A 24,459-nucleotide genomic window follows, 5' to 3' on the forward strand; every position below is an offset into this window, starting at 1 on the left:
TTGAAAATCGCCATGGGCTCGAAGTATAGCGGGCAATCCTCAGGCTTTGTAGGTGTACCGGATTCATGATGATCAGTAATTGACTGCATAGAGAGGAACGACCGCTTCGATGGCTTCTCTAACCGGCGGAAGGGGTTAAGCTTGTGGACCGCTATTACTCAAGGAGACGACATGAATTTCCATACACGCAAGTGGGTAAAGCCCGAGGATCTGAACGCCAACAACACTCTGTTTGGCGGCAGCCTGCTGAAGTGGATAGACGAAGAGGCTGCGATTTATGCCATCGTTCAGTTGGGCAACCAGCGGGTCGTCACCAAATATATTTCCGAGATCAATTTTGTTAGCGCATCGCGTATCGGTGACATCATCGAGCTAGGGATCACGGCTACTGAATTTGGCCGCAGCTCTATTACCCTGCGCTGTGAAGTCCGCAACAAGATTACCCGCAAGAGCATTCTGACCATCGACAAGATCGTCTTCGTCAACCTGGACGAGGAGGGTAATCCGACTCCCCATGGCAAGACGAAGATCACGTACATCGAAGATCAATTCAAGGATGAAGAAAAGGGCGCCTGAGTCGCTCTAGGTTCGCGACAGACCTTGGAGTAGCCTTGGCGTTTACTGCTCGTATCGGAAATGCCATGGCTAATCACAAGATCGAGATCCGCCGCAGGAATACGCAGAAGATATTGCTGGCTGCCGAAAAGGTGTTTGCCGAGAAAGGGTTTGGTGCTGCTTCCATGGGCGATATTGCCCAGGAAGCAGAGCTGCCGCGGTCGAACCTGCATTATTACTTCTCGACCAAGGATGACCTATACCGTGAGGTGGTGCTCGGATTACTGGAACTCTGGAAACAGGATGCCATCTGTTTCGAGCAGTTCGATGACCCCCGGGTAGTGCTGACGAGCTATATCCGCGCCAAGATGAACCACTCCCGTACGCGTCCCTATGGCTCAAAGATCTGGGCCAACGAAATCATGCATGGTGCACCGCTGCTGGGGGCCGCTCTGGATGAACACCTGATGGAGTGGGCCAGACTCAAACAGGCCAAGATCAAGCAGTGGGTGGATGACAAACGTATCCTGCCGGTAGAGCCGGCTTATCTGCTCTACATGATCTGGGCCTCGACTCAGCACTATGCAGACTTCAATTATCAGATCGACCTAATCAACGGTCATACGCCCTTGAGCGATCGCCAGTTCGAGCAGGCTGTACAGACAGTGACGGCGGTTGTCCTGCGCGGAATTGGTCTGGAGCCTTGAGCATTCCTAACGTAGCTGTCAGGAATAAAGGGTATCCGGCGCTGCCTTGGTGATCGCCGCTCACCAAATTGTTGCACAGGCTATGGCTTGGCTTTTCTGAACTTAATCAATGAGTTGGTTGCTTTTGCAACGCGTGCAAGCGATCACACTGCTTTTTTCTGCACCAGTTTGATTCCTGACAATGCTGTTAGGACGCTTCGCTTCGGTGATCAGCTGTCATTTCCTTGCTAGGCAAACCAATATTCCAGGTGCGATATCAATGACTTAGCGCAAGGCCCGCTCCCCTGACTATTTTCGATCACGGTTCCGGCACGCTTATTGAGAGAAAGGGCGATCAGCCTGCTAGCAGGACCTACTCACCCCCTATGAGAGAAAACAGGGAGAGCATGCCATGCCATACAACAGATCCGAAGTGATTGTGCGCGATGGTCTTCATGAGCTTCATGCCGGCTCGGATGTTCTGGACAGCCCACGCTATAACCACGACATGGCGCCTACTCAGGTAGCGGAGCGTTCCTGGAATAAGTGGCATATCGCAGCGCTGTGGGTGGGCATGGCCATCTGCGTACCCACGTACACCCTGGGTGGCGTACTGACGGCTTACTTTGGATTATCAGTGGGCGAGGCGCTGGTTACCATTCTGCTGGCCAACCTGATCGTGCTGATTCCCCTGACATTGAACGCGTTTCCAGGCACCAAGTACGGGATTCCTTTTCCAGTCCTTCTGCGCAGCTCCTTTGGCATTCTGGGCTCGAACGTGCCCTGCCTGATTCGAGCAGTCGTGGCCTGCGGCTGGTTTGGCATCCAGACGATGTTTGGCGGTTTGGCGATTCACCTGTTTCTCGGGTCACTTTTCGAGGGCTGGAAGGCCTTGGGCAGTACGGGTGAGGTCATTGGCTTCATGGTGTTCTGGACGGCCAATCTATGGGTGGTCATTCGAGGCGCCGAGTCGATCAAGTGGCTGGAGACCTTGTCTGCGCCGCTCCTGTTACTTGTCGGGGTCGGTCTTCTGATGTGGGCGATGCCCCATGTGTCGATGACGGAGCTCCTGTCCCAGCCAGCCAAACGACCGGAAGGCGAGGGGGTGACCAAATATTTTCTGGCAGGCCTGACTGCCATGGTGGGTTTCTGGGCGACTCTCTCGTTAAACATTCCAGACTTCAGTCGCTATGCCAGAAGCCAGAAGGATCAGATCATAGGGCAGGTAATTGGCCTGCCGGTCACCATGTTCCTGTTTGCCTCCCTGGGCGTGGTAATGACGGCCGCTTCGGCGGCCCTGGTGGGCGAGACGGTGTCTGATCCGGTTTCGCTTATTGGTCATATCCAGAGCCCTGTTTGGGTTGCCCTGGCCATGGCCTTGATCGTAGTTGCGACGCTGTCGACCAATACAGCTGCCAATATCGTTTCGCCCACGAATGATTTCCAGAATCTTGCGCCCCGGCTCATCAATCGGACCCGAGCCGTATTGATAACTGGGTTGGTGGGCCTGGCGCTGATGGCCCATGAACTGCTCAAGAAACTAGGCTGGATTGTCTCGGATGTCAGCCTAGAGAGCGTGTATTCGAACTGGCTGCTGGGGTACTCCAGTCTTCTGGGACCCATCGCCGGCATCATGGTGGTGGACTACTTCATCGTGAAAAAGCAGCAGCTTGATCTGGCCGGGTTATACCGTGACGACTATTACCCAGCCTACAACGTGGCGGGTTTCGTTGCGTTCGGTATTCCTGTCGTGCTGACGCTCATGGCGTTGACAACGGGCGTCATGACCTGGTTTTACGATTACGGCTGGTTTACCGGTTCGGCACTTGGTGGGGTGATCTACTTTGCCTGTGCCGGGCAGCGTCATCGCAGCCCGGCGCCGCTGGCCAGACCTTCGCTGTGAAGGCCCTGACTAGACTTCCAGGGTAATGAGTTCGGCGTTGACCTCAGTACCCTGTATGGTCAGGCGTCCCAGAGAGACAGGCAGCTTGAAGCGGCGAGGGCCAGGGCTGCCTGGGTTGAAGTAGAGTACGCCCTCGCGCTCCTCCCGTTTTGGCTTATGTGAATGCCCGCAGATTACGACGCGAATACCTTCGGCCGCCGGATCAATCACCAGATCCTGGAGGATGTGGATCACGTAGAGGTCGACCTCGCCAAAACGAAGCGTAGCTGTTTCAGGTAGGGTCTGGGCCCAGTCGTCCGTGTCGTTATTGCCGCGGACGACGGTAAGGGGAGCTATTTCCCGAAGTCGCTCAAGGATTTCGGGCTTGCCGATATCACCGGCATGGATGATATGGTCGCTCCCTTCAAGTGCACTCAATGCGCCGGGACGCAGGAGATTGTGCGTATCGGCAATAACGCCAATGCGAAAAATCGGATGGTTGGAGGCAGGCATGGTTCTCCCTTGCACAGGCTGGGTCTGTGTAACCTTTGACCGATAAAGTGTGTAAGGGTTGAATGAGTGTGATCGACGCCCAATGCAGGCGTCGATCACAAGCGTCCTTTATTTCTGCGCTATGTCTTTGGTGCTGTCTGGCAGGAACCAGTTCATGATCAGAGCGCAAAGCCCTCCTGTGGCCACACCTGAATTCAGCACATCACGTAGCGCTGCCGGCATGTGGGCGAGAAACTCAGGGACCTGGGACACACCCAGACCCAGTGCCAGGGAAACGGCAATAATCAACAGGGCACGGCGGTCCAGCTGAATGCCGGCCAGAATGTTGATCCCCGAAGCTGCAACGGCGCCAAACATCACCAGTGCGGCGCCACCCAATACTGGCTCTGGTACGGCCTGAATAATGCCAGCAACGGCTGGAAACAGGCCGAGCAGAACGAGAAAGACGGCAATCCACAGCCCCACGTGGCGGCTGGCGATGCCCGTCAATTGGATCACGCCGTTGTTTTGCGCAAAGATCGAGCTGGGAAAGCTGTTGAACAGTCCGGCCAACAAGGAATTGGCTCCATTGACCAGTACACCGCCCTTGATCCGAGCCATCCAGACCGGACCCTCTACCGGCTGGCGGGACACTTTACTGGTTGCGGTCACGTCACCGATGGCTTCCAGGGAGGTGACGAGATAGATCACTAACATGGGAACGAACAGTGCCCAGGAAAAACCCAGCCCAAAATGCAGGGGAACCGGCACCTGGAACAGAGGAGCTTCATGCATGCCGGTAAAGTCCAGACGTCCCAGATAGGCCGCCAGGCCGTAGCCGACCAGGAGCGCAATGACGATGGCCGCGCTACGCACCCATACCACGCGAACGCGGTTGAGCACGACGATGATTGCCAGCACCACACCGGACAGCAGCAGATTCTCGCCGTTGGCAAAGGTGCCCTGGCTCATGGCTGAGAAGCCGCCGCCCATACTGATGAGTCCGACCTTGATCAAGGTAAGACCGATCATCAGCACCACGATGCCGGTTACCAGCGGAGTAATCAGGCGCTTAACGAAAGGCAATATCCGGGAGATACCCATCTCGACGAAAGAGCCCGCCATGACCACGCCAAAAATGGCAGCCATTACGGCTTCGACCGGCGAGCCTTGCTTGACCATCAGCGCGCCGCCAGCGATCAAGGGGCCGACAAAGTTGAAGCTGGTACCCTGAACGATTAGTAGCCCTGCCCCGAACGGGCCGAAACGGCGACACTGGATGAACGTGGCAATGCCTGAAATCACCAGGGACATGGACACGATCAGGTTGGTATCCCGTGGTGAGACACCCAGTGCCTGGCAGATTAGAAGGCCTGGAGTGACGATGGGCACGATAATCGCCAGCAGATGCTGCAACGCAGCGAGCAGGGCGATAGGCAGGCGAGGCCGATCGTCGAGACCGTAGACCAGTTCATGGCGGGAGGGAGAGGCGTCCGGCTGGCTCATGTAGCGGTTCCGCAAAAGGCGGCAAGTGTACTGTTCCGGTGATGCGCCGCACAGTCTTCATCCCATAAAAGAGACGGGCGATAGGACAGGCTGCTGCCATGCGCCTTGGGCATGGCGTTAACGTTCAGTAATAAAGACGAAAGTCCCACGGCCTAACTTTACCAGTATCCAGGGTCTTAGGCCTTGTTCTGATGGCAGGCGCTTGGCATTCACAACTCCAATCCCGCCGGGCTTCATGGCAAGCACTTCAGCAGTCATGCCATGCAGATCCAGCAGCCAGGTTGCCTATACCTTCTTCTTTTACCGAGGGCTTTTGCGTGTTTGACGCGATCACAGGGTTGATTCAACAGGGGGGTTACCTGGGCATTCTTTTGCTCATGTTTCTGGAAAACGTGTTTCCGCCGATTCCATCGGAGGTCATTATGCCGCTGGCAGGGTTTCTAGCGGCGAGAGGGGAGCTGAATTTCATCGGTGTGGTGCTGGCGGGAACGCTGGGGTCCTTTCTGGGCGCGCTACCGTGGTATTACGCTGGTGCGGTATGGGGAGAGGCGCGCATGCGCAAGCTGGCGCAGCGTTACGGGCGCTGGCTGACTCTTTCGGCCAAGGACGTCAGTGAGGCCTCTCTCTGGTTCAGGTCGCATGGCAGTAAGGCTGTCTTCTTTGGCCGCCTGGTACCGGCAATCCGTACCCTGATTTCTGTACCGGCCGGTATTGCCCATATGCCGTTTCGTCGCTTCGCCGGATATACCCTGGCGGGTTCTCTGATCTGGACAACGGTGCTGACACTGGCGGGTTACCTGCTGAATGCTGAATACGAGCGTGTCGCGACGCTTTTGGATCCGGCCTCCAAAATAGTTCTGGCAGTGATTGTACTCGTTTACCTGTATCGCCTATTCAAAACCAACAACCGGGAAGAATGCCGGGAAGGTTACGCGGGAGGCTAGAGCGGCACTCAGGAATGAGCCCTAGCGCTGATCGAGCAGGCGTTTACGCTCGGCTTTCTGTGCTTCTACCTGCGCCTTTTTCTGCTCGATCGCGGCGCGTCCACGCTCTGTTACGCTGGGGCGCGGTGCGGGCTCAGGGGCTGGCTGGGGCGCTGGCGGGGTTGGCCTGGGGTAATGATGCCAGGGCGGACGGTGTCCGCCATAATCGTAATAGGGATCTGGATAGGGATAGTAGCGGTCCTGCCGGATCGGTGGCAGGGCATCATAGTCATCATCGTCGAGATCGTAATAACGATCAGCGTCTGATGGTGTACGAGTGCTTGACTGAGACGTCTCGTCCCGAGGCTTGATGCTGGGCTTTTCCACTACCGGTGGTGGCGTCGGGTCGGCCATACGGGTGACCGGGCCACTGCCTCTTGGCGGAGGGTTATCAACTTCGATACGGTCGGCCAGGGATTGATCAGATGGGCAATGGCCTTGTGTAAACGTGATCTGGCCTGTCTTGTCGACGCATTTGAGTATGGTGTCTGCCTGGGCATGGGTAACGCCGCTCAGGCTTGAGACCGCAACCGCCAGAATTGCCCACTTCATAGCAATCCCCTCTAACGTACCTGCATGCCACTCTAGCACCTTGCAGGTCGGGTCATCTAAACGGTTACTGAAGAAAACCGTGAAGGTTAGGCCAGGGAGTGCCGCGCTGCTGACAGAAAATCGAACAAGCCTTCCAGAGGCAGTGGCTCGGCCAGAAAATACCCCTGCGCCTCGTCGCAACGCGCGCGCTTGAGCAGCTCGAGCGTCTCTTCGTCTTCCACACCTTCCGCCACGACAACAAGGTTCAAGGCATGGGCCATGTCGGTAATAGCCTTGATGAACACGTAGCGGTCCAGCCCCTCGGCGGGATGAGTAATGAGCGTGCGGTCGAGTTTGACGGTATCGATAGGAAAACGCCTCAGATAGGACAGGCCGGAATAGCGGGTTCCCAGGTCGTCTACCGCCAGTTTGACACCCAAAGTTTTCAGCGCTCTGAGCGCCTGATTGGAGGCATCCATGTCTTCAATGAAAGCCCCCTCGGTCAACTCGAGTTCCAGGTGACAAGGTCTCAGTTTGGTTGTGTGCAGAATCGCTTCTATCCTGTCCTTCAAATGTGGTGACTTGAGCTGGAGGGGTGAAAGGTTCACGGACAGTTCCAGCGACTGCCCAAGTCGACTGGACAGGTCGTGAATTTCCTGACAGGCCTTTTGCAGAACCCACAGTCCCAGCTCGTCTATCATCCCAATCTCTTCGGCAATCGGAATGAAATCCACAGGCGAAATCCAACCCCGCTCCGGGTGATGCCAGCGAATCAAGACCTCAACGCCCTGGGGGGTGCCCTCAGGCAGCCGAATGCGCGGCTGGTAGTAAAGCGAAAACTGATTCTGCTCCAAGGCGTGGTACAACGCTGTTTCCAGCACCATGCGGTTTTTGGCTTCGACACTCATTTCTTCTGAGAAGATGCGGCAACAATGGCCTCCTGCCGCCTTGGCACGATACATCGCAATATCTGCATGCTGGACCAGTTGTTCTTTGGTATGGCCATGCTCAGGGTAGAGTCCTACCCCTACCGACGCACCGGAAAAAACACGGCTGCCATTGATTTCTATCGGAGCCGCAACCGCCCGGATGATGGCGTCAGCCACCGCTTGAACGGAGGTTTCACCTTCCGGGGCGTGGGCCACCACGACAAACTCATCGCCACCCAGGCGCGCCACCAGATCACCCTGCGGTACCGCTGCCCTCAATCGCTGCGCCACTTCGCGCAGCATTGTGTCGCCTGCATCATGTCCCATCGAGTCGTTGACCTGCTTGAAGCGGTCCAGGTCGATCAGCATGATGGCAAGGCAGCTATTAAGCGGCGTGAAATTGATCAGAGCCTGCAAATGCTCGTTCAGGTACGCCCGATTGGGCAGCCCTGTCAGCATGTCATGGTTGGCCAGCTGGTGCAGGCGACTTTCGGCCAGCTTCTGCTCGGTGACATCCGTATAGCTGCCTGCCCATTCGATAAGCTGACCTTCCGTATCAAGAATGGGAACGGCATAACCACTGACATGGCGATATTGACCATCGGCCCGGCGTAGCCGGTACTGGGCGTATACCGGCTGGCGGTCCTGCAACATTTTGGCTCCCAGCGCTGCGGTGGGCTCCTGATCGTCCGGGTGAACCACGTTTATCCAGCCAAACCCCTGCATTTCCTCCTGAGTCTGGCCGGTAAAGGCACACCAGTCCGGCTGAGGAGAAACAATTTCCAGGGTAGGCGAAGCCGTCCAAACGATGGCACCTGTAGCATTTACCAGTGAGCGAAAGCGCTGCTCGCTGGCTTGAAGCGCCAACTCTGCCGCTTTGCGTTCCGTGGTTTCCCGGTCGCGCTCGATAACCAGCGCCGCAGTATTGACCAGCAGGCGCATGGACTCCTGCTCCGAACCGCTCGGCTCGCGCGCGTCCCTGCAATAATAGGCCAGGGTTCCCAATACTCTTCCAGAGGATGACAGGATCGGGTGAGACCAGCAGGCGCGGAAACCATAACCGAGCACCACAGGCTTGGCTTCAACCCAGCGCGGATCTTTCTCAATATCGCTGACGATAGTCGTGGCGCCGGTATACGCGGCAGCCCCACAGGAGCCGGCGAGGGGGCCAATGAGTATACGTTCTAAGGCCTGATTGAACGATTGGGGGAGCGAGGGGGCCGAGCCAAAGCGCAGGTGCAGGCCATCGGTATCCATGAGCATGACCGATGCCCAGATGTTGCCACCTGCCTGCTCTTCCGCAGAGCGGGCCAGGGTATCGAGAATCTGCTTGAGCGGGGCTCCCGCGACGGCCTGTGCCAGCGCCTGCTGCTGACCGTTGGCCAGGGCCTCGGTGCGTTTCAGATCACTGATATCTGACGCAATGCCCCGTAGCCGGAGGCTGTCAGCGTCGCTCAGCACCTTGCCTTTGACGCTAATCCAGCGAGTGCGGCCGTCTGATAGCAGCAACCTGCAGTCGAAATGCCAATGCTCGGCACGTTTCGCTGCCGTTTCGATGACGCGGCGTACACGCCTCTGGTCATCCGTGTGGATACGCTCGAAAAACTCCTCGAGCGCCCATGTGTCCGGCTGTATGGACGTACCGAAATCTGGCCCGTTTCTCAGCAGGCAGGTCAGAGTTCCGCTAGCGACGTCCAGTTCCCATTCACCCAGATCCGCTACATCGAGCGCGAACTGCAGGCGTGCCTCAAGTTCAGCAGCGGAGGAGGAAGGCGAGGGGGTGGCGTTGACATCCTTTTTTACCCTGGGCTCGGCATTGGTGTCCGGCATATCGTTCACTCGAAGTTTCCAACTATCGATTGATCTGCCATGTCTTGCGGGCGCGGCACGGCAGCGGTGCGTCTAGAACAGGACTCTATAGGAAGCGTAGTCGTTCTGGGCAATGACTTAATTCATAATCATCCATGAGATACGAAGGTAACGATTTACCATGCTGTCGGAGGGCTATCATCGCGCAGAAAGGACGGTGTTCTGCAGGCGCCGCCATCTTGCCTGAAACAGGCTTTTTGCCAAGAGTAAGATAGTCCCAACCAGACCAGCGGAGAGGCTGCGCTTTTTGCGGAACAGACACAAAAACGCCGCCCGAAGGCGGCGCGTTCAACACGATCCCAGATCAGTCTTCCAGCATCGCCTTATTACGGACGGCACCCTTGTCGGCGCTGGTGGCCAAGAGGGCATACGCCTTGAGCGCCGTACTCACGCGGCGTGCACGTGGCGTGGCAGGCTTCCAACCCTTTTTGTCCTGCTCGATGCGGCGGTGAGACAACTCCTCATCGCTGACCAATAGGTTGATGCTGCGATTGGGGATATCGATCAGAACCTTGTCGCCGTCTTTCACCAAGCCGATCGCACCACCAGCCGCCGCTTCTGGTGAAGCATGGCCGATGGAAAGTCCTGACGTGCCGCCCGAGAAACGGCCGTCGGTGAGCAGGGCGCACTGCTTGCCCAGTCCCTTGGACTTCAGGTAGCTGGTGGGGTAGAGCATTTCCTGCATGCCCGGGCCGCCCTTGGGACCTTCGTAGCGGATGATAACGATATCGCCGGCTTTCACTTCGTCGTTCAGGATGCCCTTCACCGCGGCATCCTGACTTTCGAAAATCTTTGCCGAGCCTTCGAAGACATGGATGGATTCATCCACGCCCGCCGTTTTCACTACGCAACCGTCCAGCGCGATATTGCCATACAGCACGGCAAGACCGCCTTCCTGAGAGTAAGCATGCTCGACGCTACGGATGCAGCCTTCGGCGCGGTCGTCATCCAGGGTGTCCCAGCGAGTCGCCTGACTGAAGGCTTCCTGCGTGGGGATACCGGCCGGACCTGCGCGGAAAAAGGTCTTGACCGCTTCGTCCTGAGTAAGCGTGATGTCCCACTTCTCGATGGCTTCGCCCAGGGTTCTGCTGTGCACGGTTGGCAGATCCGTATTGAGCAGACCGCCGCGAGCCAGTGCACCCAAAATGCTCATGATCCCGCCGGCACGGTGAACATCTTCCATATGGTATTTCTGGATGTTCGGCGCCACCTTGCACAGCTGGGGCACCTTACGGGACAGGGCATCAATGGCGCGCAGGTCGAAGTCGACCTCGGCTTCCTGAGCCGCCGCCAGGAGGTGGAGGATGGTATTGGTGGAGCCCCCCATCGCGATATCCAGCGTCATTGCATTCTCAAAGGCCTTGTAAGACGCAATGTTTCGCGGCAGTACGGAGGCATCGTTCTCCTGATAGTAGCGCTTGCACAGCTCGACCACCGTACGGCCGGCTTGCAGGAATAGCTCCTTGCGGTCGGCATGGGTTGCCAACAGCGAGCCATTACCCGGCAGTGCCAGACCCAGTGCCTCGGTCAGACAGTTCATGGAGTTGGCCGTAAACATGCCGGAGCAAGAGCCGCAGGTTGGGCAAGCGCTGCGCTCATACTCGGCTACTTTTTCATCAGAGGCGGTGCTATCCGCGGCGATGACCATAGCGTCGACCAAATCCAGGCCGTGGCTAGCCAGCTTTGTCTTGCCAGCTTCCATGGGGCCGCCGGAGACAAATACGACCGGAATGTTCAGGCGCAGGGCCGCCATCAGCATGCCGGGGGTGATCTTGTCGCAGTTGGAAATGCATACCAGCGCGTCGGCGCAGTGAGCATTGACCATGTACTCCACGGCATCAGCGATGATCTCGCGGGACGGCAGGGAATAGAGCATGCCATCGTGACCCATGGCGATGCCGTCATCCACAGCGATAGTGTTGAATTCCTTTGCAACGCCACCGGCTTTTTCTATCTCGCGGGCGACCAGCTGGCCCAGGTCTTTTAGGTGAACATGACCTGGCACGAACTGGGTAAAGGAGTTGGCTATCGCAATGATCGGCTTCTTGAAGTCTTCGTCCTTCATGCCGGTGGCACGCCAAAGTGCGCGGGCACCAGCCATATTGCGGCCGTGGGTGGAGGTTTTCGAGCGGTAATCAGGCATGGAGGCTGCTCTCCGGGGCGGCTTTGCTTATCACGGTAATCTGTTCAAACACTGCGGCGTATCCACCGTATAACTGTAAAGGTAGCAGTGGAGGCTTAGGGCACGCGAGCATTGAATAGGCTCAGGGCTATCGTGAGCGCGGATGGAGCGCAAAGCAAACGGAAGTGGACCGAGTGCCGTGCTCTGGGCCGGTCGGATAGCGCGGGATCTCCGCGTGACTGGCTTGGGCTCACAGACCCGCCGGGGATAATGGCGAGGAATCCTGCATTGTACGCTTACCCAAGAGCAGGGGAAAGCAATACCCGCTGTACCACCGTCAAGGTGTTCTATGGCAACAGCCTAGAGCAGTGTTGTGCCAATACTTCGGCCCAAAGGCTGCAGCATTCACTATCGCTGGTTTATAAGTTCGTAAAGTTATAAACAGTTATTAAATAATAAAAAGCTTTCAAATATTGAGTTGTAAATTTCATTGGTTTTAATTCTTTGATCTATTTTATTTGGTGTCTAAATGCTTTTGGGTGCTGTTATATAAAGTTTTCTATTGGTGTTTAATGATTAGGTAGAGCTTAATGGGCGGTTAGTTGGAAAGGCTTTTTGTTATGCTTTATTGGTTGAGATTGTTTTAAAAAGTGGCTGTTGCAAGGTTTTAAGCATTTTATGGGAGGCGATGATAATAGATTTGTATTAAGGTTGATACATTTCTGAAATAGAGTTAATACAAAGCGCCAGTCATCATTTGCGTTAGTCCGGTTGTCCTTTGTGAGCTGTGTCGAGACGGTCTAATCCTTACTATAGCGACATTAATAAGAGCATGGCGTTAGTTTGCGTCATGTCTTTATTTTCATAGCGATTCAATCAGGAAATTATAAGAAAACCGGCAGTGATGGCTGAGCTTTCGCGTGGGTATTCGAAAATGAGCGGTAACCATAGTAAAGGGCTGACATTAATCGAGTTATTGGTTGTGATCAGCCTGATCAGTATTTTCGTAACAGTGGCGGTACCTAGCTTCAAATCCCTGATTCATACAAATCATACCCAGGCCGCAGCCAACGAGTTGCGCAGTGTTTTGCTATATGCCCGTAGTGAGGCAGTAAGCCGAGGAGTTAGCGTCACGGTTAAGGCGCCGACCGCGACTGATTGGACGAAAGGGATAACAGTCTCGACAGTGGCGACACCCGTAATGTCGACTCACGTTCTGCGCCGATACGACACGGCTGGCTTGGCGCCCGCAGGCACTAATACGACCGGTAGCGTTGATACCGTGGTCTTCCGGCCTAATGGCACCCTGGAAAAGACAGTAACTATCCAGGTATGCAGCGCGAGCGATAGTTCAAGTACGGGCAAGCTACTAACGCTTTCAACCACTGGAAATATCGTCATGAGCGATTTCACGCCCTCCAGCCTTGCGACAGGGTGCAGTTGATATGGTCCGTCATCCGTACGCCATGGCGGGTTTCAGTATGATCGAGATACTGGTGAGCTTGCTGATCTTGTGTGTTGGCCTGTTAGGCATGGCCTCGCTGCAAGTGCGGAGCATGCAACTGACGCAGAGTTCTACGTTGCGCAGTAATGCCGTGATGCTGGCTGATGATCTACTTGAAATCATGCGGAGTAATCCGGACAGTGCTTTAAGTAGCGACCTGTTTGGTACAACCAGCTCCTACTACAAGGTAGTGGGCAGCACGTTTACTACGGTTGCGCTCGCTTCAGGCGAAACCTGCGCCACTCTGAAGCGTGGCGCAGGCGGTTCCACCATAGCAGGTAAAGACATGACGTGTTGGCTCAAGCAGGTCAAGGCGCTGTTGCCTGTTACGGATGCCATGATCAAGGCCAATTTTGCTGTGTGCCCCAGCAAGACTCCGCCAGCCTCGGGCAGCCTGCCTTACAGCGCCTGCGAAAGTACCAGTCGCTCAGTTGTCATGATTGTCCTGGCGTGGCAGGACGACACCGAGAGCGGTGCCGGCTGCACCAATAGCATTTGCTATTACACCGTACGGGCGGAGTTGTGATCATGAAGTCTTACTCTGTTCAACACGGTTTCTCGCTTATCGAAATGATGATTGCCCTAACCTTGGGAGCCTTCTTGATTCTGGGTGTCACTCAGATTTATTTGGATAACAAGCGCAGTTATCTCTATCACCAAGGGCAGGTTAACAATCAGGAGAATGGTTTCTTTGCTCTGACTCTTATTGATCAGCAGCTTGCACGGACAGGCTTTCGTGCCAATGTCCTTGACCAGACTACGATGGGGGTGGCTTTTCCTGCCCTTGCAAGCAGTGACGGATGCCCCGCCTTTACTGCAGGGCAAACCGTCCAGTTCACAACAGACAAAACAGGTATCTGCTTTCGTTATCAGGGTGCCGAGGACGGCAAGGATCAGGATTGTCTGGGTAAGACGGTCGCGGCGGGTACAAACGTCTTGAGCCGTATCAGTTACGTAAGCAGCACTACGGTTGGTGCTGGTACGTTGACGTGCTCAGCCCAAGGTTCCAACGCCCAAGTTTTGGTTAGTGGATTAGCAGACTTTCTCTGGTTCGCCTTGCCGGATAGCACCGATGGTAATCAGGCTATTCGCTATGCCGCGCTGTTTTCTACGCAATCGGCCGTACTTGATGGCGTTAGCAATAATGTCGTGACCCATTGGAATGCACTGACCAGCCGCTCGCTTACCGACACTTCGCACGCCATGCAGATCGTTCAGGGAAGCGTCATGCTTAGGAATCTCATGCAATGAAGGCCTGTCTGCTTGTGCCGCATCGCCAGCGTGGGGCGACGTTGCTCATCGCCCTAATCATGTTGCTGCTGATCACGTTGATCGCTACGTCGAGCATGCGCACCACTACGCTGCAAACCCATGTCAGCGGCAACGTGGCCGAGCGGATCCGGGCGTTCAATGCCGCTGAGTCAGCCTTACGGGAGGGGGAGCGGCGTCTGCTCGACATGTCTTCGAAAAACGAGACGCTCTTTTCTTCATCCAGCGCGGGCTACGCCAGCTGCTCGTCCAGCGTGACGGCCATTGGTAGCAATCTGTGCATCCTGACGGAGGCAAACGACCTGAGTACGACCGAGCTGGCGTTGACATGGGCGGGTACGGCGCTGGGGGCGAGCGGGACGGCCAACCAGTCGGTGGCCTATAGCGGTTACGACGGTAACTCTAGTTTTTCTGTAGAACCGCGCTGGGTCATAACAGCGATTCCAGAGACGTCCAAGACCACGACCGATGTCAGCGCGACCTCCCAAGGTAAGGGCGTCTATTACTACCGCGTCACGGCTGCTGCCAAAGATAGTGGTAATCGTATTCCGGTGATTCTGCAAAGTATCGTCAAGGTAGAAAAATGAATAAGCACATGGACAAGCGCAGCGTGCGCAGTTTTCTCATCGGCTTTGGCTTCTGCTGGGTCCTGGCTTGGACGGCACAGGCGCAGGCGGCGTCGTTGAGCCTGAGTCAGCAGCCGCTATTCCTGACCACGGGTGTGGCACCGAACCTGTTCGTGACTATCGATAACTCCCAGAGTATGCGCTGGGGATTCATGCCGGATTCGATGAACCCGTCGACGACCTGTAGCGGCAGCTCCGTTTCGGATTGCACCACGACGTACAACGGCTATAGTGTCGATGCGATCAGGACCAGTCGTCGAGCCAAGTCCTCGACCTATAATCCGCTTTACTACAATCCGGACTTGACCTATACGCCGCCATATACCGTAACGTTGAATAGCGACGGAACGGTAACTAATGCGGCGCTGAGTACAAGTTTTACCAAGGCCTGGATCAATGGTTACAAGACCAGTAAAGGCTATTTCGACTTAAGCTCCACTTATCGTGTGACATGGGAGTACGACACCAGTTGGACATCATCGTCTACGAATGCAACCAGTTACACGGGCTACACCAGCTATACGAATCCCAACAGGGTTTATTATCTGGCTGCTAACCCATCTGCAGATTTTGGGGCGACCTCTTCCAGCACGTCTACTACAGGTTCTTCTACAGCGAGTTCATATAGTGCGTCGACAGACAAGACAGGTAGTAACCAGTCTTTAAATAATGCAACTGTTTCGGTTAGCAAGTCAGGTAGCAGTTGTACAGCTACAATAAGTTCGTCCTCATCCAGTGCAAGCTCATCGACTACCTCTAATGGGGTAACTACAACAACTAAAACTGTTACGACGACATCATATTCAAATGTAGCGTGTAACAAGTCAGGTAATACTTATCATATTACTGCTACCGCTACGTCAACGCCGGTCACGACTACTACTGTATCCTCATCTGATCGAACAACGTCAGCGGTCCCTGCCTACTATTATGTTTATGATACGACGCTATCGACCTGTACCACAGCATCCAAAGAAAACGACAACTGCTATAAGCTCGTCACAGTTTCTGATACATCAGGACTAAACGGAACGGATGAACGGCAGAACTTTGCCAACTGGTACAGTTTCTATCGGAACCGAGAGCTACTGGCCCAGACATCGGCTAACTTGGCCTTTAGTACCCTATCAGAAGACATGCGCTTCGGCTGGCAAGGCTTGGGAACCTCGTGCGTACTGAGCAATAGCTATTTGAGTAGCTATAGCTGTGCAGGTCTTACCAGCAGTTACGACAACCGGTTGCGTCCGTTTACAGGCCAGCATCGAGTGAATTTCTTCACCTGGCTGGCTGATATCAACTTCAACCAGGGAACACCTTTGCTGGCAGCTTATGACCGTGTAGGTACGCTGTTAAAAAGTACCGGTGTTAACGCACCCTATGCCGCTACCCTGGGAAGTGCCGAAAAGCCAATCCGCAGCTGCCGGCCTAGTTACGCCATTACCATTACGGATGGGGTATGGAGTGATAGCACGCTTCCGGATAACGCCAACTACGACAATACGGCCAGAACTCTGCCGGACGGTGCTGCTTATTCACCGATGGCACCTTATAAAGATTCTGCTTCAGGCACTCTAGCCGATTTAGCTTTCAAATATTGGGCAACAGACGCGCAGACGTCACTGGATAACAACGTACCTAGCTATACGAAGGAAGCCACGACTACGACTGTTAGTCAGTACTGGAACCCTAAGAATGACCCGGCAACTTGGCAGCATTTGACCAGCTTTTTCGTAGGTATCGGATTGAGCAAGGCGCTGACCAATCCAGCGTGGGACGGAGACACTTATTCAGGCGGTTACAGCCAGCTGTTGGCGGGAACGCTAGCCTGGCCATCTGCCAGTTCGGCCAGTCAAAATAATGTATACGATCTCTGGCATGCGGCAATCAACGGGCGGGGTGAGTTTTTCAGCGCGGAAAGCTCTACGGATCTGGTCGATGCTTTAGATAGCATCGCCACACGTATTACCCAGACCAATAGCGCAAGCGCTAGCCAGACCTCTTCTCCGCTGTTGGAAAGCGATTACACCTCGACTTACACCTACGTGCCGACCTTTTCCAGCTCGGATTGGAGCGGCGACGTAACAAAGTACTTGCGCAGCACGTCCAGCAGTACGGCGCAGTGGAGTTCGCAGAGCCAGTTGGACACGCTCTACGCCAGCGGTAACAAGGCGTATTCCTCACGCAAGGTCTACATGGCCAAGAGTACTGCCACTCATGGCTTGGCCTCGTTTGCCTGGAGTAACCTCACCTCCACGCAACAAAGCGCCTTGAACAAGGCTTTAAGCGGTACTGCCGATTCCTACGGCTCCAAGCGTGTCGACTACTTACTTGGCGACCGTACCTATGAAAGCTCGTCTACGACGCCTTCGTTCCGGGTTCGTGGGCATGTTCTAGGCGATATCATTGATTCGACCCCCGCTCGCGTAGCGGCGCCTAGCAGTTCGACAGCGCTCATGAATGCTACGGTCAGTTCGAGCAGCACCAGCTACAGCGACTTCAAGGCCACATGGGCCAATCGAGAAACCCGCATTTATGTGGGCGCCAATGACGGTATGCTGCATGCTTTCAACGATGACGGTGAAGAAGTCTTCGCTTTCATTCCCAGTGCTGTGGTTGACAACCTCTACAAGCTTAGCGACCCCGATTACGCTAATACACACCAGTATTATGTAGACGGTACGCCCGTCACTGGTGATGTGTATTTCGACGGAGCCTGGCACACGGTTCTGATTGGAACCCTTCGTGGCGGTGGTCGCGCTGTGTTCGCGCTCGATATTACTGATCCGGACAACATCAAGCTGTTATGGGAAAAGAGCGCCAGCGATAGCCAGTACAGTGAGTTAGGCTTTACCTACTCCAAGCCAGTAATCACTCGTCTGCACACCGGCGAGTGGGGTGTTGTGCTGGCTAATGGTTACAACAGCACCAACGACAAGGCTGTGCTGTATCTCATGAACGTGGCGGATGGTAGTCGGATTGGTAACGCTCTTGAAGTCAGCGACAGCAGTACGACAGCCAACGGACTGTCCTCGCCTTATGTTGCTGATATCAATGGTGATCTGATTGCCGACTACGTTTATGCAGGCGACCTGCATGGCAACCTGTGGCGCTTCGACCTGATCGGCGACAGCCTGACGAGTACTGCCACCACAGGCAATCTAAAAGTAGCCTTTTCCAATAATCCGCTCTATACCGCCAAGGCCAGCAGTCAAAGCGGGGCGACAACGCTTGTTCAGCCCATTACCGCCAGCCCTTATCTAGTCAAGCATCCTACGGGGACCGGTTATATTGTGATCTTCGGGACCGGAAAGTACCTGGAAAGTGGCGATGCGGCAGCAGATACGACCAAGGCCATGACCATTTATGGGGTTTGGGATCGGCAGACCGATGGCAGTAGTGCGACCAGTACGCCTGCGCTGACCTATGCCAATCTGCAACAGCAAACCATTGGTAGCGATGAGACGATTACCTATACGAGTACGACGGGCACTAGTGTCAGCACAACGGCGAATACAGTATCCAGCAATACAGTCAGCTGGTATGACGCCTCGACTAATAAGAATGGTCAGTATGGCTGGTACATCAATTTGCCGCTTACGGGAGAAATGGTAGTCAGCAAGCCTTTCGTGCTGAGCGATACGTTGATAATGAGTTCCTTGATGCCTAACGATGACCCCTGCGAGTCAGGTGCGTCGACCTATCTTTACGCCTTAGATCCTTATAGCGGAGGGGGTACTGATTCACTGCTGCTAGGCACATCAACCTCTTATTCGCGGCTAGCCCTGTCAGGACTTTTGAGTGGAGTAACGCCTTTCGTCTATAGCGATGGCACCATATCGCTCAGCGGGACGAGTGCAGATGGCAGCAGCGATCTCAACTCAAGCGTGAAACTCGATGGTACTTCTAATCGCCGCCAGACCTGGCGCGTTATCTCCAACCAGGCTGACTGACATATGCGAAGACGGATTCAAGGCTTTACACTCATCGAGGTGATGATCACAGTCGTGATCATCACTATCCTGGCGGCAGTGGCTATTCCCAGTTATGGCCGTTACGTTATCCGGGCACATCGCAGCGAGGGGCAGGCGCTGCTCACTGAGGCGGCAGCGCGGATGGAGCGGTACTACGCACAGAACTATACATACACCAGCACGGCAACAAGTCTGGCTATGCGCAATACGAGCAATGGCACAGTCAGTAGCGATAACGGTTATTACACGCTGTCTATCACGGTTAATACTGATACCACCAGCAGCGCTTACTCTAGTTATGGCCCTTATTTATTGATCGCCACAGCAGCCGGTACGCAAGCCAAGGATACTGAGTGCGGTAACCTGACTTTGAGCGCTCAAGGGGGCAAAGGCACCACAGGAAGTAGTACGGCGATTGAGTGCTGGCGATAGTAAGCTTACTAAGGCAAAAGATTTGTGCTTTTTTGAGTAAATAGTTTCAAGTCAATGGCATTTGCCATCGCCACATAACCTGCCCGGTTGGGATGCAGTCCATCGCCAGGGCCGCCTGCGCTGCTGGGAATAAACTCTGCACGCAGGCCGCCCGTAGCAGGGTCGAGCGTGGCCGCATCAAAGTCAATGATCGAGTCGAACAGACCGCTTTCCTTTATGAAGCGATTAAGTGCCATACGTTTCTGATCTTGCTCCTGAAAGGCCGGGTCTGCAGGATTGGCCGCCAGGCTGCTGGTCAGGGTCGCGCCGTGAAGGCGTACGCCGGGCAACGCTTTGCGCATACGCTCAACTACATTGCGCATGGCTGTCTCGACGACCTCGATGGACGCACCAGTACCCGGTGAAAAATCATTGATACCTTCCATCCAGATAACGTCTGTTACACCAGAAAGGCTTAATACATCCCGTTCCAGACGATCCATGATAGATGGACCGCCACCGTAGCCTTGCCGGGTGCTTTCATCCAGAGGGCCTGCGACCTCGTTGCCAGAAATGCCGGCATTCACGACCGAGTACTGTCCCGGTGCCAACTGGGCGAGGCGACGATTCAGGATGTCTGGCCAGCTGTCATATCCATTGGGTGTTGAGCCGGTACCGTCGGTAATAGAGTCGCCCAAGGCCACGATGACTCGCGCAACGTCTGGTGCCTGGACATCAACCGCGTCGAGCAGGAACGTTGAGGTCGTAGTAAAGGGCCAGGCGCTTTCCTGCTCCTCGGTGGCGTGGTCGGTGCCGCGAACACTGAAATAGGAGGTTGCGAGCGCTGCAGCATGCCAGCTCAGCGGGCCGCTGTTCCCAGCGAGATGAAAGCTTACCGCCAGGGTGTGGGAAGGTGCTTTGGGTAGCGGGACCGGATCAGTCCAGCGAGTCTCACCAGGTTGAAGCTGAATTTCGCTCTGGCCGTCAAAGCTGACCGGGCGATTACTGCCCGGTACCAGAGCTGCACCCCCTAAAGGTTGTCCGATATAGACACTGCGCAAGGTAATGGGCCTGTTGCCAAAGGTATTCGAGAATCGCAGGCGTGCCTGGCTTCCCCATACACTAGGTCGAATAATCTGCCGGATACTTTGATCTTGAGTCCCACTAGCCGAAATAATACCTTCCAGCTTTGGCTGGGCGATGGGCGAACCGTTGGGGTAGGCTGCCTGCACGGGGGCTGTCCAGGCTGTTTTCCAATCATCGGCATGTCCGGGCTTGGACGCGAGTGCAAACAGGCCGGCAGCCAGAAGGGTTAACAGGCGCATGAGGATTCCTTGATCAGGTATCGGACGTTGGATTAAGCAGGCTTTTCAGCTGGGCTTGCAGGTTCTCCCAGTGGGTGCCTTCCCAATAGACACGATCACAGCCCGAGCATTTCAAAAAATAATCATGACGTTCCCGCACGAGTGGCGGCAGGCTATCGAGGACGACACTCTTATCGACGGAATGAAGGGTATCGTTACAGACCAAGCACCGGCTGAAGGGCGCAGCATGGTCAGCCAGGTTGTAGCGCTCGAATACTTCGCGCAGCTGTGCCTCAGGCTTGTTTGAGCGGACGTAGCAGCCGTAGACAATCTGGCTTCGCTTGAGCAGTTCGCGGTCCCGGGTCAGGACAATATAAGGTTCTCGCGCACAATAATTGGCAATTTCATTGTCATGAATGGCCGGATAATACAGCGTATCGAATCCAGCCAGTCGTAGCAGCCGCGCTAGCGCGCCCATATGGGCATCGGCAATGAAGCGAAACGCCGTTAGCCGATCGCGCAAGGGGACTGCATCCTCCAGTTCCAAACGATAAAAGGGCGGGTAGACCGCTATCCGATCATCCTGTTGTATCAGGTAGTCAAATCCTACGGATTTACCATTGACCAGAATGAATTCGACTTCTGGATGCGGAACGCCCAGAGCCTCAATCATGTGCTTGACACTAGAGTTCGGGTTGCAGCTGAGCGTAAAGCTACGCTGGCGGCGAGCCGGAGGTAAAAAGTTATTGAGGCGTGCGTAGAAACGAAATGTCGCGTTGTTCATGCATGCAATCCGGTCGTATCAGACATGACACGACCGGAATCGGTCGTTACCGAAAGCGTAGAGCGGCTAATCAGTAATGATCGGCCGATTCGCATGTTTCGAAACCTTTGCTGTCGACGCGACCCGCGCTGTCAAAGCCTACCGAAAACACCTGCTCCTTGCCGTCTCTGTTGAGCACGTAGTTATTGCAGGAGCCTGGTTTGACCTTGCGTGTGTATTGGGTGGATGGGGTACCACCAATCTGCAGCACCTGCTCTTTAGTCATGCCTGTCTTCACGTCGCGAACCAGTGGTTGTTCACGGTATTCAATACGATCCTTGGCCGTATCGACGTTTTCCTTGACAGAGCTACAACCAGCGGCCACGGCAGCGAGAGCAACAACGGCGAGTGTCTTCTTGTACATATGATTCTCCTATAAGGTCGTTGATGACCGGTCATTTCTTTGAGCATGCCGTTGCCCAGAAATTCACTGAATTCGTGATGTTCAACGAAACGGTCTCAAATAAAGAGGCGTACCCTAGAAAGAAATAACCGTGATCGTTGAAGTCCAACGGTTGACTGGTTAGAGGGCAAACCTGGGAGTGGTATGAGCGAGTATCAAAACCTGACCCGCTATCCGCTAGTGTTGGTTCATGGTCTGCTGGGGTTTGTGGAAATTGCAGGCTATCCATACTGGTATGGCATCGTTTCGGCGTTGGAGTCCATGGGGGTCAAGGTCTATCCGGTACGGCTTTCCGGTGCTCATAGCAACGAGGTGCGGGGGGAACAGCTGCTTGCGCTTATCGAGGATATCGTGCGCGACAGCAAGGCCGAGCGGGTCAATCTGATCGGTCACAGTCAGGGTGCTCTGACCGCGCGCTACGCAGCCGCCATTTGTCCTGAGCGGGTTGCGTCAGTCACCTCTGTAGCAGGTCCCAATCATGGGTCGGAGCTGGCCGATATGCTCCAGCTCTCCATGCGTACCAGTAGCCTGAAGGCGCATCTGGCCGCTGAGTATGTTCAATGCATGGCCAAGTTCATGGCCTTTCTGGATCGCAGTAATGGTTATCCCCAGAGCGCGATTGCCAGTCATGAGTCACTTACTACCGAAGGCGTGGCAGCATTCAACGATAAATACCCGCAAGGACTTCCCGCTACCTGGGGCGGTGAAGGTGCTCCTGTCGTCAATGACGTCCGTTATTACTCCTGGTCCGGCATTCTGGTGCCGGAGCTGACGGACCGAGGTGCCAATCGGCTCGACCCTACCCATAGCATGTGTGTACGACTGTCTCGTTGCTTCGAGCTGGAAGCAGATCAAAACGATGGATTCGTTGGGCGATTCAGTTCACATTTGGGGAAAGTCATCCGCTCCGATTATCCGCTTGATCACCTCGATATCATCAATCAACTGGCCGGTGCGATAGGGCATGGCGTCAATCCGGTAGCGCTCTACACCGACCATGCGCTTCGCCTGAAAGCCGACGGACTTTGATAGCGCACGGCCAAATGTCGTGCAGACTCAACAGCTTGCCGATCTGAGCTCGTTATTCAATCTGGCACTCGAAATACCGGTTGGTCAGCACACTGATTCCTCCTACTGCTCAAGAAGAGTCCTGTCTGCCGTTTACGCGCTGAAATGACCCCTTGTCGGCTTGTTGGTCTATCTATAGATGACATTAAAAAAAGTGCCTATCCTTCCGATTTAAAAGGAAGAAATACTGATTTGGACGTCGTGCGCGCTATCTAAACATGCGCCGCATTGGTATCGTTATAATATTTCAAAATATTACTTGCTACGTCAGAGGGTCGCATGAATCGCCGCCGCTTGCTCAACCTGCTCCTGGCCAGCCTGACACTACCCGCTGCTTTTCCAGTGCTGGCGCTTCCTCAGCGTCTGACCAGCGCACGCGCCTGGTTGGATTCGGATAAATTTCGCCTGGTTTTCGATCTGAGCGGCCCTGTCCGATTCAAGACGTTCAGACTTAGTGCGCCTGACCGGATCATCCTGGATCTAGCCAATACGCAACAGGTAGCCGCACTCAACAATGTGCCGCTCAAGAATACCCCGGTGCGCTCCATTCGAAGTGCCCCGTTCGGCTCATCCGATACCCGTGTCGTCCTCGAACTTTCCCAGCCGGTTACCCTGGATAGCTTCCTGCTCGGGCCTGCCGAGAATGCAGGGCATCGTCTGGTGCTGGATCTCAAGCCTGCCCAGGTACCGAGCATCCCTGTACCGGAGCCTGAGGCAATGCTCGCATCCGCCCCCGTCGTGACAAGGGCTGGCAAAGGCCGCGACATTATTGTGGTCGTCGATGCCGGTCACGGTGGCAAGGACCCAGGCGCGCTGAGCCAACGCGGGGACCGCGAGAAGGATGTCGCCTTGATCATTGCGCAAAATCTTGCGCGCATGATCAATCAGCAGAAGGGCTACAAGGCCAAGCTGGTACGTAACGATGATTTCTTCGTTCCGCTGCGCAAGCGTGTGGATGTTGCGCGCAAGTACAACGCAGACATGTTCATCTCCGTGCATGCCGATGCTGCGCCGCGCCGCACGGCTTCAGGAGCTTCGGTATATGCCCTGTCCGAACATGGGGCGACCTCGACAACGGCACGCTGGCTGGCCAACAAGGAAAACGATGTCGACCTGATTGGTGCCAATGAGATCCTGAAAAACAAGGATCCGGTCCTGGCGGGCGTACTGCTGGATATGTCCATGAATGCCACGATCTCGTCGAGCCTCGATCTGGGAGACCGTGTCCTGAACAGCCTATCCAATGTCACAGGCCTGCATCTGAAGCGCGTCGAGCAGGCCGGTTTTGCAGTGCTCAAGTCGCCAGATATTCCGTCGATTCTGGTGGAAACTGGCTTCATGTCGAATGATCGGGACAGCCAAAAGCTTCTGAACCCACGTCATCAGAGGGCGTTAGCCCAATCCATTTTTGGCGGTATCCATCATTATTTCAGTGAGCGTCCGCCGACAGGAACCTATCTGTCCAGTATCAAGGAACAGGCCACCGGCTAAGAAAAAGACGCTTGGGTTTCTGTGCACGGGCACG

General features: G+C 55.0%; 20 protein-coding genes. 12 read left to right on the top strand and 8 right to left on the bottom strand.

Annotated features, from left to right (window positions below):
- Positions 1-171: 171 nt before the first annotated feature.
- From EAW52_RS05945 to EAW52_RS05955, 3 genes are all read left to right on the top strand, one after another.
- Positions 172-576 carry an acyl-CoA thioesterase gene (locus EAW52_RS05945; protein ID WP_010795573.1) on the top strand — a complete coding sequence of 135 codons (405 nt, stop codon included), beginning with the start codon at positions 172-174 and terminating at the stop codon, positions 574-576.
- Positions 577-641: 65 nt separating this feature from the next.
- Positions 642-1,262 (top strand): TetR/AcrR family transcriptional regulator, encoded by a 621-nt coding sequence (locus tag EAW52_RS05950; protein WP_019364887.1) that lies wholly within the window; start codon positions 642-644, stop codon positions 1,260-1,262.
- Between the two features lie 391 nt (positions 1,263-1,653).
- Entirely contained in the window at positions 1,654-3,144 is a 1,491-nt protein-coding gene (locus tag EAW52_RS05955; RefSeq protein ID WP_122041774.1) for an NCS1 family nucleobase:cation symporter-1, read from the top strand.
- A 9-nt stretch (positions 3,145-3,153) separates the two neighbouring features.
- Here EAW52_RS05955 and EAW52_RS05960 read toward each other — a convergent pair whose 3' ends face one another.
- Together EAW52_RS05960 and EAW52_RS05965 are read right to left on the bottom strand one after the other, a co-directional pair.
- Entirely contained in the window at positions 3,154-3,636 is a 483-nt protein-coding gene (locus EAW52_RS05960) for a metallophosphoesterase family protein (RefSeq protein ID WP_010795569.1), read from the bottom strand.
- A 108-nt stretch (positions 3,637-3,744) separates the two neighbouring features.
- Positions 3,745-5,121 carry a nucleobase:cation symporter-2 family protein gene (locus EAW52_RS05965; RefSeq protein ID WP_122041775.1) on the bottom strand — a complete coding sequence of 459 codons (1,377 nt, stop codon included), beginning with the start codon at positions 5,119-5,121 and terminating at the stop codon, positions 3,745-3,747.
- 317 nt (positions 5,122-5,438) lie between these two features.
- Here EAW52_RS05965 and EAW52_RS05970 point away from each other — a divergent pair, with 317 nt between their 5' ends.
- Positions 5,439-6,065 carry a DedA family protein gene (locus EAW52_RS05970; RefSeq protein ID WP_122041776.1) on the top strand — a complete coding sequence of 209 codons (627 nt, stop codon included), beginning with the start codon at positions 5,439-5,441 and terminating at the stop codon, positions 6,063-6,065.
- A 21-nt stretch (positions 6,066-6,086) separates the two neighbouring features.
- Here the strand turns inward: EAW52_RS05970 and EAW52_RS05975 are convergent, their stop codons facing one another.
- The 3 genes from EAW52_RS05975 to ilvD all read right to left on the bottom strand — a co-directional run bounded on the left by EAW52_RS05975 (position 6,087) and on the right by ilvD (position 11,576).
- The gene (locus EAW52_RS05975; protein ID WP_122041777.1) at positions 6,087-6,656 is read right to left on the bottom strand and encodes a hypothetical protein; all 570 of its coding nucleotides are present in this window, start codon (positions 6,654-6,656) and stop codon (positions 6,087-6,089) included.
- An 86-nt stretch (positions 6,657-6,742) separates the two neighbouring features.
- The gene (locus EAW52_RS05980) at positions 6,743-9,394 is read right to left on the bottom strand and encodes an EAL domain-containing protein (RefSeq protein ID WP_256680815.1); all 2,652 of its coding nucleotides are present in this window, start codon (positions 9,392-9,394) and stop codon (positions 6,743-6,745) included.
- A 343-nt stretch (positions 9,395-9,737) separates the two neighbouring features.
- On the bottom strand, positions 9,738-11,576 hold the full coding sequence (gene ilvD, locus EAW52_RS05985; protein ID WP_122041779.1) for a dihydroxy-acid dehydratase: 1,839 nt from the start codon (positions 11,574-11,576) through the stop codon (positions 9,738-9,740).
- Positions 11,577-12,489: 913 nt separating this feature from the next.
- Here ilvD and EAW52_RS05990 point away from each other — a divergent pair.
- The 6 genes from EAW52_RS05990 to EAW52_RS06015 are packed head-to-tail and all read left to right on the top strand — an operon-like array spanning position 12,490 to position 19,357.
- A complete protein-coding gene (locus EAW52_RS05990) occupies positions 12,490-12,999 on the top strand; it encodes a GspH/FimT family pseudopilin (protein WP_162997598.1) in 510 nt (169 codons plus the stop codon).
- Position 13,000: 1 nt separating this feature from the next.
- The gene (gene pilV / locus EAW52_RS05995; protein ID WP_256680743.1) at positions 13,001-13,585 is read left to right on the top strand and encodes a type IV pilus modification protein PilV; all 585 of its coding nucleotides are present in this window, start codon (positions 13,001-13,003) and stop codon (positions 13,583-13,585) included.
- Positions 13,586-13,587: 2 nt separating this feature from the next.
- Entirely contained in the window at positions 13,588-14,310 is a 723-nt protein-coding gene (locus EAW52_RS06000) for a PilW family protein (protein WP_122041780.1), read from the top strand.
- On the top strand, positions 14,307-14,915 hold the full coding sequence (locus EAW52_RS06005) for a PilX N-terminal domain-containing pilus assembly protein (RefSeq protein WP_122041781.1): 609 nt from the start codon (positions 14,307-14,309) through the stop codon (positions 14,913-14,915). Before EAW52_RS06000 ends, EAW52_RS06005 begins: the two co-directional genes overlap by 4 nt.
- Complete coding sequence (locus EAW52_RS26355; RefSeq protein ID WP_256680744.1) at positions 14,912-18,904, top strand: pilus assembly protein; 3,993 nt, start codon at positions 14,912-14,914, stop codon at positions 18,902-18,904. Before EAW52_RS06005 ends, EAW52_RS26355 begins: the two co-directional genes overlap by 4 nt.
- Before the next feature lie 3 nt (positions 18,905-18,907).
- On the top strand, positions 18,908-19,357 hold the full coding sequence (locus EAW52_RS06015; RefSeq protein ID WP_122041782.1) for a type IV pilin protein: 450 nt from the start codon (positions 18,908-18,910) through the stop codon (positions 19,355-19,357).
- An 8-nt stretch (positions 19,358-19,365) separates the two neighbouring features.
- Here the strand turns inward: EAW52_RS06015 and EAW52_RS06020 are convergent, their stop codons facing one another.
- From EAW52_RS06020 to osmE, 3 genes are all read right to left on the bottom strand, one after another.
- Positions 19,366-20,661 (bottom strand): GDSL-type esterase/lipase family protein, encoded by a 1,296-nt coding sequence (locus EAW52_RS06020; RefSeq protein WP_122041783.1) that lies wholly within the window; start codon positions 20,659-20,661, stop codon positions 19,366-19,368.
- Between the two features lie 13 nt (positions 20,662-20,674).
- Positions 20,675-21,424 (bottom strand): Mut7-C RNAse domain-containing protein, encoded by a 750-nt coding sequence (locus EAW52_RS06025; protein ID WP_122041784.1) that lies wholly within the window; start codon positions 21,422-21,424, stop codon positions 20,675-20,677.
- 70 nt (positions 21,425-21,494) lie between these two features.
- Positions 21,495-21,827 carry an osmotically-inducible lipoprotein OsmE gene (gene osmE / locus EAW52_RS06030; protein ID WP_010795560.1) on the bottom strand — a complete coding sequence of 111 codons (333 nt, stop codon included), beginning with the start codon at positions 21,825-21,827 and terminating at the stop codon, positions 21,495-21,497.
- A gap of 183 nt (positions 21,828-22,010) precedes the next feature.
- Here osmE and EAW52_RS06035 point away from each other — a divergent pair, with 183 nt between their 5' ends.
- Both EAW52_RS06035 and EAW52_RS06040 read left to right on the top strand, forming a co-directional pair.
- Positions 22,011-22,895 carry a triacylglycerol lipase gene (locus tag EAW52_RS06035; protein WP_122041785.1) on the top strand — a complete coding sequence of 295 codons (885 nt, stop codon included), beginning with the start codon at positions 22,011-22,013 and terminating at the stop codon, positions 22,893-22,895.
- 318 nt (positions 22,896-23,213) lie between these two features.
- A complete protein-coding gene (locus EAW52_RS06040; RefSeq protein WP_122041786.1) occupies positions 23,214-24,425 on the top strand; it encodes an N-acetylmuramoyl-L-alanine amidase in 1,212 nt (403 codons plus the stop codon).
- Positions 24,426-24,459 lie beyond the last annotated feature (34 nt).

This window comes from Pseudomonas sp. LTJR-52 (assembly GCF_003691465.1).
Taxonomy (GTDB): Bacteria; Pseudomonadota; Gammaproteobacteria; order Pseudomonadales; family Pseudomonadaceae; genus Chryseomonas; species Chryseomonas luteola.